10 protein-coding genes and 1 tRNA gene are annotated in these 13,320 nt (G+C 70.7%); 10 read left to right on the plus strand and 1 reads right to left on the minus strand.

Translation table 11 applies throughout. The features are described from left to right. Window positions 1-2: 2 nt before the first annotated feature. The 9 genes from ABZS40_RS28475 to ABZS40_RS28515 all read left to right on the plus strand — a co-directional run bounded on the left by ABZS40_RS28475 (window position 3) and on the right by ABZS40_RS28515 (window position 12,378). Window positions 3-611, plus strand: a complete 609-nt coding sequence (locus tag ABZS40_RS28475; protein ID WP_354946555.1) for an EboA domain-containing protein — start codon at window positions 3-5, stop codon at window positions 609-611. Next, complete coding sequence (locus ABZS40_RS28480; protein WP_210783901.1) at window positions 612-1,469, plus strand: TatD family hydrolase; 858 nt, start codon at window positions 612-614, stop codon at window positions 1,467-1,469. It abuts the gene before it with no gap. After that, entirely contained in the window at window positions 1,469-2,668 is a 1,200-nt protein-coding gene (eboE, locus tag ABZS40_RS28485) for a metabolite traffic protein EboE (RefSeq protein ID WP_354946556.1), read from the plus strand. The genes ABZS40_RS28480 and eboE overlap by 1 nt, the downstream gene beginning before the upstream one ends. Beyond that, on the plus strand, window positions 2,665-4,080 hold the full coding sequence (locus ABZS40_RS28490) for a nucleotide pyrophosphatase/phosphodiesterase family protein (protein WP_354946557.1): 1,416 nt from the start codon (window positions 2,665-2,667) through the stop codon (window positions 4,078-4,080). Before eboE ends, ABZS40_RS28490 begins: the two co-directional genes overlap by 4 nt. After that, complete coding sequence (locus ABZS40_RS28495) at window positions 4,077-5,144, plus strand: polyprenyl synthetase family protein (protein WP_354946558.1); 1,068 nt, start codon at window positions 4,077-4,079, stop codon at window positions 5,142-5,144. Before ABZS40_RS28490 ends, ABZS40_RS28495 begins: the two co-directional genes overlap by 4 nt. A 218-nt stretch (window positions 5,145-5,362) precedes the next feature. Further along, window positions 5,363-8,218, plus strand: a complete 2,856-nt coding sequence (locus ABZS40_RS28500) for a PQQ-dependent sugar dehydrogenase (RefSeq protein WP_354946559.1) — start codon at window positions 5,363-5,365, stop codon at window positions 8,216-8,218. A gap of 75 nt (window positions 8,219-8,293) precedes the next feature. Beyond that, window positions 8,294-10,402 carry a ThuA domain-containing protein gene (locus tag ABZS40_RS28505; RefSeq protein WP_354946560.1) on the plus strand — a complete coding sequence of 703 codons (2,109 nt, stop codon included), beginning with the start codon at window positions 8,294-8,296 and terminating at the stop codon, window positions 10,400-10,402. 252 nt (window positions 10,403-10,654) lie between these two features. Further along, window positions 10,655-11,158, plus strand: a complete 504-nt coding sequence (locus ABZS40_RS28510; RefSeq protein ID WP_354946561.1) for an ATP-binding protein — start codon at window positions 10,655-10,657, stop codon at window positions 11,156-11,158. Between the two features lie 212 nt (window positions 11,159-11,370). After that, window positions 11,371-12,378, plus strand: coding sequence for a sugar phosphate isomerase/epimerase family protein (locus tag ABZS40_RS28515; protein WP_030488695.1), 1,008 nt, complete (start codon window positions 11,371-11,373; stop codon window positions 12,376-12,378). A 64-nt stretch (window positions 12,379-12,442) separates the two neighbouring features. Here the strand turns inward: ABZS40_RS28515 and ABZS40_RS28520 are convergent, their stop codons facing one another. Then, a complete protein-coding gene (locus tag ABZS40_RS28520) occupies window positions 12,443-12,847 on the minus strand; it encodes a hypothetical protein (protein WP_354946562.1) in 405 nt (134 codons plus the stop codon). Between the two features lie 261 nt (window positions 12,848-13,108). Here ABZS40_RS28520 and ABZS40_RS28525 point away from each other — a divergent pair. After that, window positions 13,109-13,181, plus strand: a tRNA-Asn gene (locus ABZS40_RS28525). The last annotated feature ends 139 nt before the right edge of the window (window positions 13,182-13,320 follow it).

Genomic DNA, 13,320 nt, shown 5'->3' on the forward strand with positions numbered 1-13,320 from the left:
GGATGACACCGGATTCACTACGGGCCGCGCTGGGAGGCGTACCCGATCCCGACTGGCTGGACACGGCCCTGCGCCGGGTCACCACGGAGCCCGCCGCGATCACCCGGCTCTTTCCCGCCGTCGGCCGACGCTGCGGTCGGGCCGCGCTGCCCGACGCCCCCGGCTGGACCGCCGACGACGCGGCCCGGGTGCTGCTGCTCACCAGCCTGCCCGGCGAGCACGCGGCGTACGCCGAGCGCCTCTACCAGCACGGTGACGCGGCCGAACGACGAGCCGTGCTGCGCGCCCTGCCGCTGCTGCCGATCGGCGCCGACGGGGTTCCGTTGCTGCACGACGCGATCCGGACCAACGACACCCGGCTGGTCGCCGCCGCGCTCGGCCCGTACGCCGGGCACCTCGACCAGGCCGCCTGGCGGCAGGCGGTGCTCAAGTGCGTGTTCAGCGGTGTCCCCCTGGCCACCGTGGCCGACCTGGACACCCGGGCCGACAGCGAGCTGACCGCGATGCTGGCCGCGCTGGCCGCCGAACGGCACGCCGCCGGCCGGGAGTTGCCCGCCGACGCCACCGACCTGCTCCACCGGCTCACCGCCGCACTGCCCCGGGAGGCGTGAATGCGCATCTTCGACCCCCACATCCACATGACCTCACGCACCACCGACGACTACGAACGAATGGCCGCCGCCGGAGTGCGCGCGGTGGTCGAGCCGGCGTTCTGGCTGGGTCAGCCGCGCACCAGCGCCGCCTCGTTCACCGACTACTTCGACTCCCTGATCGGCTGGGAGCCGTTCCGGGCCGGGCAGTTCGGGGTGCGCCACTTCGCCACCATCGCGCTGAACCCCAAGGAGGCCAACGACCCGCGCTGTCGTCCGGTGCTCGACCTGCTGCCCCGCTACCTGGACAAGGACGCGGTGGTGGCGGTCGGCGAGATCGGGTACGACTCGATGACGCCCGAGGAGGACGAGGCGTTCGCGGCGCAGCTCGCCCTCGCTGTGGCGTACGACCTGCCGGCGTTGGTGCACACCCCGCACCGGGACAAGGCGCGCGGCTGCGAGCGGACCCTCGCCGTGGTCGCCGAGTCCGGCATCGACGCGGGTCGGGTGGTCGTCGACCACCTCAACGAGGTGACAGTGAAGCTGGTCCGCGACAGCGGCTGCTGGCTGGGTTTCTCCATCTACCCGGACACCAAGATGACCCCGCAGCGGATGGTGGAGTTGCTGCGGGAGTACGGCACGGAACGGATGCTGGTCAACTCGGCAGCCGACTGGGGGCGCTCCGACCCGCTGCTGACCCGGGCCACCGGCGAGGCGATGCTCGCGGCCGGCTTCAGCGACGACGACGTCGACAAGGTGCTGTGGCGAAACCCTGTGGAGTTCTACGGGCAGTCGGGGCGCCTCGACCTCAGCGACCTGGACACCGCTGCCGCAGTGGATCCGCAGACCGGCAACTCGATCCTGCGCGGCGGCAGCTGATGCGGCTGCGACATGCCGGCGGTGAGACCGTCCACCTGGGCTACTGCACCAACGTGCACCCGGCCGAGGACCTCGCCGGCATCCTCGGTCAACTGGACACCTACGCGGTGCCGGTCCGCGAGGCGCTCGGCAGCGACCTGCTCGGGCTCGGCCTGTGGCTGGCCGCCCCGGTCGCCGCCGAGCTGGCCGCCGACCCGACGCTACGCCGCCGGATGCGCACCGAGCTGGACGCGCGAGGGCTGGAGGTGGTCACCCTCAACGGCTTCCCGTACGCGGCCTTCCAGGCCCCGGTGGTCAAGCAGGACGTGTACCACCCGGACTGGACCACCGAGCAGCGCCTGAGGTACACAGTGAATCTGGCCCGGGTGCTCGCCGACCTGCTGCCCGACGACGCCGCCCGAGGTTCGATCTCCACGCTGCCGCTGGCCTGGCGTCAACCGTGGGACACCGACCGGGCCGACGCGGCCCGACGCCGGCTGGACCAGCTCTCCGCCGGCCTGGCCGACGTGCAGCGGGACACCGGGCGTGAGGTGCGCGTCGCCTTCGAGCCGGAGCCCGGCTGTGTGGTGGAGAGCACCGGTCAGGCGGCCGCGCTGTTGTCCGGGATGGACACCGACCGGCTGGGTGTCTGCCTCGACCTGGCCCACCTGGCCTGCGCCTGGGAGGAGCCGGCCGAGGCGCTGGACCGACTGCGGGCGGCCGGCCTGCCGGTGGTGAAGGTCCAGGTCTCCGCCGCCGTCGAGGCCGCCGACCCGGGGGGCGGGGCCGAGGCGTTGCGCCGCTGGGTGGAGCCACGCTTCCTGCACCAGACAAGGGGTGCCGGTTGCGCCGGTCTGGCCGACCCGGCCGACCCGGCGTACGCGGCCGACGACCTGGACGAGGCGCTGGACCGGGCGCTGCCCGGCCCGTGGCGGGTGCACTACCACGTGCCGCTGCACGCCCCACCCGAGGAGCCGCTCGGCTCGACACTGCCGGTGCTCCGCGCGGCCCTGAGAGCGCTCTTCGACGGCCCGACCGCCGGCTGCGACCACCTCGACGTCGAGACGTACACCTGGGGGGTGCTGCCGGCCGCACGACGGCCGGGCACCGACGCGGAGCTGGCCGCCGGCATCGCGGCGGAGCTGGCCTTCGCCCGGGACGAACTGGTCGGCCTCGGCCTGACCGCAGAGCGAACCGTGAGCATGGGGGTGACGCGATGAGCCGGCGACTGGTGGTCCTCGACGTGGTGGGGTTGACGCCCCGACTACTGGCGCACATGCCTCGGCTGCGGGGGGTCGCCGACGGCGGCTTCCGGGCCGAGTTGGGCACCGTGCTGCCCGCCGTGACCTGCTCGGTGCAGTCCACCTTCCTCACCGGCGAGCCGCCCAGCGGGCACGGGATCGTCGGCAACGGGTGGTATTTCCGGGAGCTGGGCGAGGTGCTGCTGTGGCGGCAGCACAACGCGCTGGTCGGCGGGGACAAGCTCTGGCAGGCCGCCCGCCGGGCCGAACCCGGCTACACAGTGGCCAACGTCTGCTGGTGGTACGCCATGGGAGCGGACGTCAACTGGACGGTGACGCCCCGCCCGGTCTACTACGCCGACGGACGCAAGGAACCGGACTGCTACACCGACCCGCCGGAGCTGCACGACGCGCTCACCGGGCGGCTGGGCACCTTCCCGCTCTTCACCTACTGGGGGCCGACCGCCGCGTTGCCGTCGTCGCGGTGGATCTGTCAGGCGGCCGAGCAGATCCTCGCCGACGTGTCTCCCGACCTGACCCTGGTCTACGTCCCGCACCTGGACTACGACCTGCAACGCTTCGGTCCCTCGTCGGCCCAGGCCGCCGCGGCGGCAGCGGAGCTGGACGCGGTGCTCGGCCCGCTCCTGGACGCCGCCCGGGCCCGGGACGCCACTGTGGTGGTGCTGTCGGAGTACGGCATCACCGACGTGTCCCGGCCGGTGGACGTCAACCGGTTGCTGCGCGCCGAGGGGCTGTTGCGGGTGCACACCCAGGCCGGCATGGAGTACCTCGACCCGTGGACGTCGAAGGCGTTCGCGGTCGCCGACCACCAGATCGCGCACGTCTACGTCAAGGACCCGGCCGACGTGCCGGCGGTGGCGAAGCTCTGCGCCGGCCTGCCCGGGGTGGCCGAGGTGCTCGACGCCGAGGGCAAGGCGGCACACGGTCTGGACCATCCGCGCGCCGGTGAACTGGTGCTGGTGGCCGAGCCGGACGCCTGGTTCACCTACTACTACTGGCTGGACGACGCCCAGGCACCGGACTTCGCCCGACTCGTGGAGATTCACCGCAAGCCGGGTTACGACCCGGCGGAGCTGTTCTTCGACCCGGCCAACCCCGGTGCCGCGAAGGCTCGCGCCGGGGTGGCGCTGGCCCGCAAGAAGCTCGGCATGCGGTACCTGATGAGCGCTGTCGGCCTGGACGCCGGCGCGCGGGCGGTGCGCGGCTCGCACGGGCGGCTGCCGGACGACCCGGCGGACGGCCCGGTGCTGCTCTGCTCCGACCCGACCGCGGCCCGGGACAAGATCGCGGCGACCGAGGTCAAGGCGCTGCTGCTGGAGCTGGCCGGGCTGAGCCCCGGCGGTGCGGGCGGGTCGGGGGAGGGCTCATGACGGTCACCGTCGCGCCCACCGACGCCAGCGAGCTGCGGGCGCGCTTCGACGCGGAGCTGGCCGGGTTTCTCAGCCGGCAGGGCCCGGACTGGCCGGACGGGGCGCCGCGGGGCGTGTTCACCGCGCTGCAACGGTTCGTGCTGGCCGGTGGCAAGCGGTTACGACCGCTCTTCTGCTACTGGGGCTGGCGCGGCGCCGGGGCGGCCGACGGCACACCGATCGTGGTGGCCGCGGCGGCCCTGGAGCTGTTCCACGCGTTCGCGCTGATCCACGACGACATCCTGGACGGCAGCGACCGCCGCCGGGGTGAGCCGTCGGTGCACCGACTCTTCGCCGATTTGCACGCCCGCTCGTCGTGGCGCGGTGACCCCGAGGCGTACGGCCGCAACACAGCGCTGCTCTGCGGGGACCTCTGCGCGGCCTGGTCGGATCAGATGTTCCACGAGTGCGGGCTGAGCACCGAGCAGGTGCACCGGGGGTACGGCGTGTTCGCGCTGATGCGTACCGAGGTGATCGCGGGGGAGTACCTGGACCTGGTCTCGGGTGTGGGTGACGGCTCGGTGGCCAGCGCGCTCACCGTGATCCGGATGAAGGCTGCCCGGTACACGGTCACCCGGCCGTTGCAGATCGGTGCGGCACTGGCCGGCGCGGGGCCGGAGCTGATCGCCGCGCTGGGCGAGTTCGGTGACCCGCTGGGTGACGCGTTCCAGCTCCGCGACGATGTCCTGGGCGTGTTCGGTGACCCGGCGGTCACCGGGAAGTCGGTCCTGGACGACCTGCGTGAGGGCAAGCCCACCGTCATGATGGCGCTGGCCCGCAGCGCCGCCGACCGGCCGCAGACCATCCGGTTGCGGGAGCTGTTCGGCAACCCGGCGTTGGACGCCGAGGGCGCGGCGGAGCTGCGCGACATCATCGAGGCGACCGGCGCGCGGGAGCGGATCGAGCAGATGATCCGGGTCCGGACCGAGGCCGCGCTCTCCGCCCTGCAGAGTGCCGTGGTGGCCGATGAGGCCCGCGCGGCACTGGTTGCGCTGGCCGGGCAGGCGATCGACCGACGCGCCTGACCGGCGACTTTCGATCAAATCGACAAAAGTTGGTGCTGAACCGCCGGAAGGTATGGACACATCGACACGTGCGACTTAGTGTCGTGACCAACACGACAATGTTTCGTCGAGGTGAACCGGCGGCGCGGTAACCCATCGACCCACCACCACCGCTACGGCATCCGGCGCGACGGCGCGCGCCCGGCCTGGCAGTCACACGTCAGGAAGGGACAACACATATGTCCATGAAGGACGCACCGAGACAACGGTCCCGACGATGGTTCTCGGCCGGATCAGCGCTGCTGCTGGCGGTCGCCGCCGGCACCGTCACCTTCGCCGCCGGCTCGGCCCCCGCCCAGGCGCACACGATCGTCGCCAGCGACTTCCAGCAGGTCGAGCTGGCCCGCGGCGTGACCGACATGGGTGAGCCGATGTCGCTGGCGGTGCTGCCGGACCGCTCGGTCCTGCACACCGCCCGCAACGGCACCCTGCGCCGCACCGACGCCAACGGCACCACCTCCGTGATCGGCACCCTGTCGGTCTACTCGCACGACGAGGAGGGGTTGCAGGGCGTCGGGATCGACCCGGGCTTCGCCAGCAACCGCTACGTCTACCTCTACTACGCCCCGCCGCTCTCCACCCCCGGCGGCGACGCGCCGGCCACCGGCACCGACTTCTCGGCCTGGAACGGCGTGAACCGGCTCTCCCGGTTCACCCTCAACTCGGACTTCACGCTCAACCAGTCCAGCAAGGTCGACGTGCTCGACGTCCCGGCCAGCCGTGGCGTGTGCTGCCACGTCGGTGGGGACATCGACTTCGACGCCGCCGGCAACCTCTACCTCTCCACCGGCGACGACACCAACCCGTTCGAGTCGTCCGGCTACTCACCGCTGGACGAGCGGACCAACCGCAACCCCGCGTACGACGCGCAGCGCAGCGCCGGCAACACCAACGACCTGCGCGGCAAGATCCTGCGGATCAAGGTGAACGCCAACGGCACGTACTCCATCCCGTCGGGCAACCTGTTCGCCCCCGGCACGGCGAAGACCCGGCCGGAGATCTACGCGATGGGGTTCCGCAACCCGTTCCGGATCAGCGTGGACAAGGCCACCGGGGTGGTCTACGTCGGTGACTACGGGCCGGACGCCGGCTCCACCAGCTCCACCCGCGGGCCGTCCGGCCAGGTGGAGTTCAACCGGGTCGCGGCGCCGGGCAACTACGGCTGGCCGTACTGCACCGGCACCAACACCAGCACCGAGACGTACAACGAGTTCGACTTCGCGACCAGCGCCAGCGGCGCGAAGTACAACTGCACCGGCGGGCCGACCAACAACTCGTTCCGCAACACCGGCCTGACCACCCTGCCGCCGGCCCAGCCGGCCTGGATCCGGTACGCCGGCGACGCCGGCACCCCGACCGAGTTCGGCGGTGGCTCCGAGTCGCCGATGGGCGGCCCGGTCTACCGGTACAACGCCTCGTCGACCTTCACCACCAAGTTCCCGCAGTCGTTCGACGGGCAGTTCTTCGCCACCGAGTTCGGCCGGGGCTGGATCAAGCCGATCCACGTCAACTCCGACGGTTCCCGGGGCACCATCGACACCTTTCCCTGGGTCGGCAAGCAGGTGATGGACTCGGCGTTCGGCCCGGACGGCGCGTACTACGTGCTCGACTACGGCACCGGCTACTTCAACGGTGACGCCAACTCGGCGCTCTACCGCTTCGACTACGTCGGCGGCGGCAACCGGGCGCCCACCGCGAAGGCCAGTGCCAACCGCACCTCCGGCGCGGCCCCGCTCGCTGTGACGTTCTCCTCGGCCGGCTCGGCCGACCCCGAGGGCGGCGCGTTGACCTACGCGTGGGCGTTCGGCGACGGGACCACCTCGACCGCCGCCAACCCGACGAAGACCTACAGCGCCAACGGCACCTACACCGCCACGCTGACGGTGCGCGACCCGCAGGGCGCCACCGGCAGCAGCAGCGTGCAGATCAGCGTCGGCAACACCGCGCCCACGGTCACGATCAACAACCCGGGCAACGGTCAGCTGTTCGGCTTCGGGGACACGGTGCCGTACAGCATCACGGTGAGCGACCCGGAGGACGGCACCATCGACTGCACGAAGGTCAAGATGACCTACGTGCTCGGGCACGACCAGCACGGGCACCAGATCACCTCGCAGACCGGCTGCTCGGGCTCGATCACCATCCCGGTCGACGGTGAGCACGACGACGCGGCGAACATCTTCGCGATCTTCGACGCCGAGTACACCGACGCCGGTGGGCTGACCACGCACACCCAGCACACGCTGCCGCCGCGGCACCGCCAGGCCGAGTTCTACGGCACCTCGTCGGGGATCAACGTGTTCAGCAAGACCCCGGCCGAGGGTGGCAAGACCGTCGGCGACATCAACAACGGCGACTGGATCGCGTTCCAGCCGTACCGGCTGGGCAACGTGACCTCGTTCAACGCCCGGGTCTCCTCGGCGGGTGCCGGTGGCACCCTCCAGGTCCGGGCCGGCTCGGCCACCGGCACCGTGCTCGGCTCGGCCACGGTCCCGGTGACCGGCGGTTGGGAAACCTTCACCACCGTCACCGGGACGATCAGCAACCCGCCGACCGGCACGACCACGCTCTACCTGACCTTCGCCGGGTCGGGCACCGGGGCGCTCTACGACCTGGACGCCTTCACCTTCGTCACCGGGACGCCCCCGGCCGGTGGGGCCGGGGCGATCAAGGGCCTCGGCGGCAAGTGCCTCGACGTGCGCAACGCCGCGACCGCCGACGGCACGCAGATCCAGATCTACACCTGCAACGGCAGTGCCGCGCAGACCTGGGCAGTCACCCCCAACTCCACGATCAAGTCGTTGGGTAAGTGCCTGGACGTGTCGGGCGGTGCCTCCGCCGACGGCACCAAGATCCAGCTCTGGACCTGCAACGGGACCGCCGCCCAGAACTGGGCCGCCCAGGCCGACGGCACGCTCCGCAACGCGGCGTCCAGCAAGTGCCTCGACGTCTCCGGCAACAACTCCGCCGACAGCACGGTGGTCCACCTCTGGACCTGCACCGCCGCCGCCAACCAAAAGTGGACCCTGCCCTGAGCTGGCGGGAGGGGCCCTTCGACAACGCCTAGTGTGAGGCGAGGGGCCCCTCCTAACCGCAATTAGGAGAGCGATATGCGCAGACGCCTGCGACCCGTCCTCGGTGCGGCCATGGCCGCACTCGCCGTCATCGCCTGCACCACCCCGGCCACCCCGGCCAGCGCCGCCGACGCCCCGTACGACGTGCTGGTCTTCTCCAAGACCGCTGGTTTCCGGCACGACGCGATCCCGGTCGGCATCCAGACCATCCGCGACCTGGGCGCGGCGAACAACTTCACAGTCACCGCGACCGAGGACGCCGCCGCGTTCACCACGAGCAACCTCAACCAGTACGAGGCTGTCGTCTTCCTCAACACCACCGGCGACGTGCTCAACGCCAGCCAGCAGACCGCCTTCGAGTCGTACATCGGCTCGGGCCGCGGATACGTGGGTGTGCACGCCGCAGCCGACACCGAGTACGACTGGCCGTTCTACGGCAACCTCGTGGGCGCGTGGTTCGCCTCGCACCCCGCGATCCAGCAGGCCAACATGAAGGTGGAGGACCGGGGGCACGCGGCCACCGCTCACCTGCCGCAGACCTGGACCCGCACCGACGAGTGGTACAACTACCGCACCAACGCACGATCGAGCGCCCACGTGCTGGCCACCCTGGACGAGTCGTCGTACTCCGGCGGCGGCATGGGCGCCGACCACCCGCTGAGCTGGTGCAAGAGCTACAGCGGCGGCCGGTCCTTCTACACCGGCGCGGGGCACACCCAGGCGTCGTACGCGGAGTCGGGGTTCCGAAACCACCTGCTCGGCGGCATCCGGTACGCCTCCGGTCGGAGCAAGGCCGACTGCCGGCCCGAGACCGGCTACACCCCGCTGTTCAACGGCTCGACGACTGGCTGGGCGCAGGCCGGCCCGGGCAGCGTCACCAACTCCGATGCCACCCTGACCACGGTCGGCGGCATGGGGCTGTACTGGTACAACGCGAAGCAGTTCACCAACTATTCGCTGAAGCTGGACTGGAAGCTGGCCGGTGACGACAATTCCGGCATCTTCATCGGCTTCCCACCGTCGAGTGACCCGTGGTCAGCGGTCGACAACGGTTACGAGATCCAGATCGACGCGACCGACGCGGCCGACCGCACCACCGGCGCCGTCTACACCTTCAAGTCCGCCGACATCGCCGCCCGCGACGCGGCGTTGAACGCGGCGGGGGAGTGGAACACGTACGAGCTGCTGGTCGAGGGTGAGCGGCTGCAGATCTTCCTCAACGGAGTGAAGATCAACGACTTCACCAACACCAACCCGGTCCGCTCGCTGGCCGGTCACATCGGTATCCAGAACCACGGCACCGGTGACGACGCCTCGTTCCGCAACATTCGGATCAAGGAGCTGGGCACCACGCCGCCGCCCACCGGCACGATCCAGGCCGAGGCGTTCAGCTCGGCCAACGGCGTCTCCGCGTTCACCAAGGCGGGCGCCAATGGTGGGCAGACCGTTGGCTACATCGACCCGGGTGACTGGGCCGCGTACAACGGAGTCAACCTGGCCGGGGTCACCTCGTTCACGGCCCGGGTCGTCTCCGGCGGCGCGGGTGGCGCCATCCAGGTGCGCACCGCTTCGGCCACCGGCCCGGTGCTCGGCACTGTCGCGGTGCCGAACACCGGCAGTTGGAGCACCTACGCCAACGTCTCCACGGCGCTGTCCAACGTCCCGTCCAGCACCCAGAACCTCTATCTCACCTTCACCGGTAGCGGCACGGGGCTCTTCGACCTGGACGACTTCACACTGGTCAAGGGCGGCGGAGGCGGCACCGGGGTCGGCCCGATCAAGGGCCTCGCCGGCAAGTGCCTGGACGTGCGCAACGCCGGCACCGCCGACGGCACCCAGATCCAGATCTACACCTGCAACAGCAGCACGGCGCAGACCTGGACCGTGACGCCGAACTCGACGATCAAGGCGCTCGGCAAGTGCCTGGACGTCTCCGGCAGCGGCACCGCCGACGGCACCAAGATCCAGCTCTGGACGTGCAACGGCAGCGGCGCGCAGAACTGGGCGGCCGCGTCCGACGGCACCCTGCGCAACCCGTCGTCGGGCAAGTGCCTGGACGTCTCCGGCAACAACTCCGCCGACAGCACCATCGTGCACCTCTGGACCTGCCTCAACGCGGCCAACCAGAAGTGGACCCTGCCCTGACCGACTGACCCGGAGGGGCCGCGATTCACGTCGTCGGCCCCTCCGGGCAACCGGCCCAGTGCCGACGAAGCCCGGCCGGCGTGCCCCGGCGGCCGTCGCGACGGCGCGCGGGTCAGCAAGCGGTGTCCCTCACGAGCGTGATGCCTCTGAATCATCTTGATGACTCAGAGGCATCACGCTCGCACTTATTCGTCCGCCGACCCGCGGACGCCCGCGGACCGACTCACAGCCGGCTGCCGTACCTTGACCTGCATGGGGTTGTTCGCGCAGTGGCGTGGAACGGTGCTGGCGCGAGGCCATCAGCTGCTCGGTGCGCTGGGCCGGGCCGACGAGCCCGACGACCCGTCCGAGCCGGCGCCCAGCCTCAACCGCCTCGACGCGTTGGTGGAGGGCTTCACCGCAGGTCAACCGGTGCGGTGGACGATGGCCGGGCAACCCCGGCCGCTGCCCGGCCCGGTCGACGTGGTGGCGTACCGGATCATCGAGGAAGCGCTGACCAACGCGTGCCGGCACGCGCCGGGCGCTCCGGTCGGGGTCCGCCTGCGCTACGACGCCGCGGGCATCACCATCGAGGTCCGCGACGAGGGCGCCGGTTCCCCTCCGTCCGGCGGCGGCACCCAGGGCGCCGGGCGAGGTCTGCTCGGGGTACGCAGGCGCGCCGAGCGGCTCGGCGGCACGTTCTCGGCGGGCCCGCGCGCCGGGGGCGGCTTCACCGTACGGGCTGTCCTGCCCGCACCCGAGGAAATGATCGGATGATCGGCCGACCGCGGGGCTTCCCCGATGGGGCACTGCGGAAATAGGGTGGGGGTCGGCGACCGTGCTGGTGGCCGGTGAGCCGGTGGGAGGCGCAACCCGCCGGGCTCAGGTGTCTTCCGCACCCACCGGTGACCGCCCGGGTGCCGCGTACGTCCGGTCACCCTCGCCCCGGTCCGCACACGGAATCCCCATCACAACAGGGGAGAAGGACAATGGCGCGACCCATCACGCTCTTCACCGGCCAGTGGGCCGATCTTCCGTTCGAGGAGGTCTGCCGGCTCGCCTCCGAGTGGGGCTACGACGGTCTGGAGATCGCCTGCTGGGGCGACCACTTCGAGGTCGACAAGGCGCTCGCCGACGACTCGTACGTCGAGCGCAAGCGGGAGACCCTCGCGAAGCACAACCTTGAGGTCTTCACGATCTCCAACCACCTCGTTGGTCAGGCGGTCTGCGACCACCCGATCGACGAGCGGCACCAGGACATCCTGCCCGGCCGCATCTGGGGCGACGGGGAGCCCGAGGGGGTTCGTCAGCGGGCCGCCGAGGAGATCAAGGACACCGCGCGGGCGGCGGCGAAGCTCGGGGTGAAGACTGTCGTCGGCTTCACCGGTTCGTCGATCTGGCACACCCTCGCGATGTTCCCGCCGGTGCCGCCGTCGATGATCGAGCGCGGCTACCAGGACTTCGCCGACCGCTGGAACCCCATCCTCGACGTGTTCGACGAGGTGGGAGTGCGGTTCGCGCACGAGGTGCACCCCAGTGAGATCGCGTACGACTACTGGACGACGAAGCGGACGCTGGAGGCGATCGGCAACCGGCCCGCGTTCGGGCTGAACTGGGACCCGTCGCACTTCGTCTGGCAGGAACTGGACCCGGTGAACTTCATCTTCGACTTCGCCGACCGGATCTACCACGTGGACTGCAAGGACGCGAAGGTGCGTACCGGCGATGGCCGGCGTGGCCGGCTCGCCTCGCACCTGCCCTGGGCCGACCTGCGGCGCGGGTGGGACTTCGTCTCCACCGGCCACGGCGACGTGCCCTGGGAGGACTGCTTCCGCGCGTTGAACGCGATCGGTTACACCGGCCCGATCTCGGTCGAGTGGGAAGACGCCGGAATGGACCGGCTGGTCGGCGCCCCGGAGGCGTTGCAGTTCGTCCGCCGGCTCGCCTTCGACGCACCGAGCGCCGCCTTCGACGCGGCGTTCAGCAGCAAGGACTGACCGCACGTCGGACAGACCACGGGCCGGTCGCCCTGCGGCGACCGGCCCGTCGACGTGCGGTTGGTCAGAGCGTGCTGGCGTTCGTGCCCGAGCCGGACGGCTTGGTGCGGGGGTTCGTGGACGACGGCGACCCGGAGGTCGTGCCGACCGTGCTGGTGCCCGTCTTTGCGCCCATTGTGGCGGGCGTGCCGGCGAACGCGTCGTCGGCGGCGGTCAGCTCCTGCTTGCCGGTGCTGCCGTTACCGTTTCCCAGCTTCTCGCCCAGTTTGGTCTGGCCGAGCTTGTCCTTGCCCTCGCTGTAGAGCTTGTTGGCCTGGGCCTGCGCGACCCCGGCCGCCTCCTGGACGGTCGGGTGGTCGAGCACCTTGCGGCCCCGGACCACTAGCTCTTCGTACTTTTCCCGGCCGGCACGGGCGCCCAGGACGAATCCCGCAGCCAGCCCGCCAAGAAACATGATCTTTCCGCGCATGGCGGCTCCTTCCGTACCTGACGCGCCGTCACCCCGGCGAGTTGCCCCGTCGGAAGGCGACCTGTTCGCGCCTGCGTCCTCTGTCCGCAGCTAACTACCCATCCTGCTCTCCGCTCAAGCATGCTTGTGCAGGGATGGCGATTTACCCCTATTGTCACGGCGGCGGCGGGGAGGGAACCCACTGGCCCGCCACCGGGGTATGTCCTGTACTCTTGTCCCGTCGCACGGCGTCGGGGAGATCCGAAGTCGCGCGGAGCACGATCCCCTGTAGCTCAATTGGCAGAGCAGCCGGCTGTTAACCGGCAGGTTATTGGTTCGAGTCCAATCGGGGGAGCTCCTCCACCAACGCCCGTCGGCTGAAGCCGACGGGCGTTCGTCATATCCGCCCCACCCACCCGCGTCCCCCCATCCACCACCACAACTCCATGATCGACCCGGGCGGGATGCCGGATTCGCGCTGTCTTGACCGGTTT

This window comes from Micromonospora sp. NPDC005324 (genome assembly GCF_040607155.1).
Taxonomy (GTDB): Bacteria; Actinomycetota; Actinomycetes; order Mycobacteriales; family Micromonosporaceae; genus Micromonospora; species Micromonospora trifolii.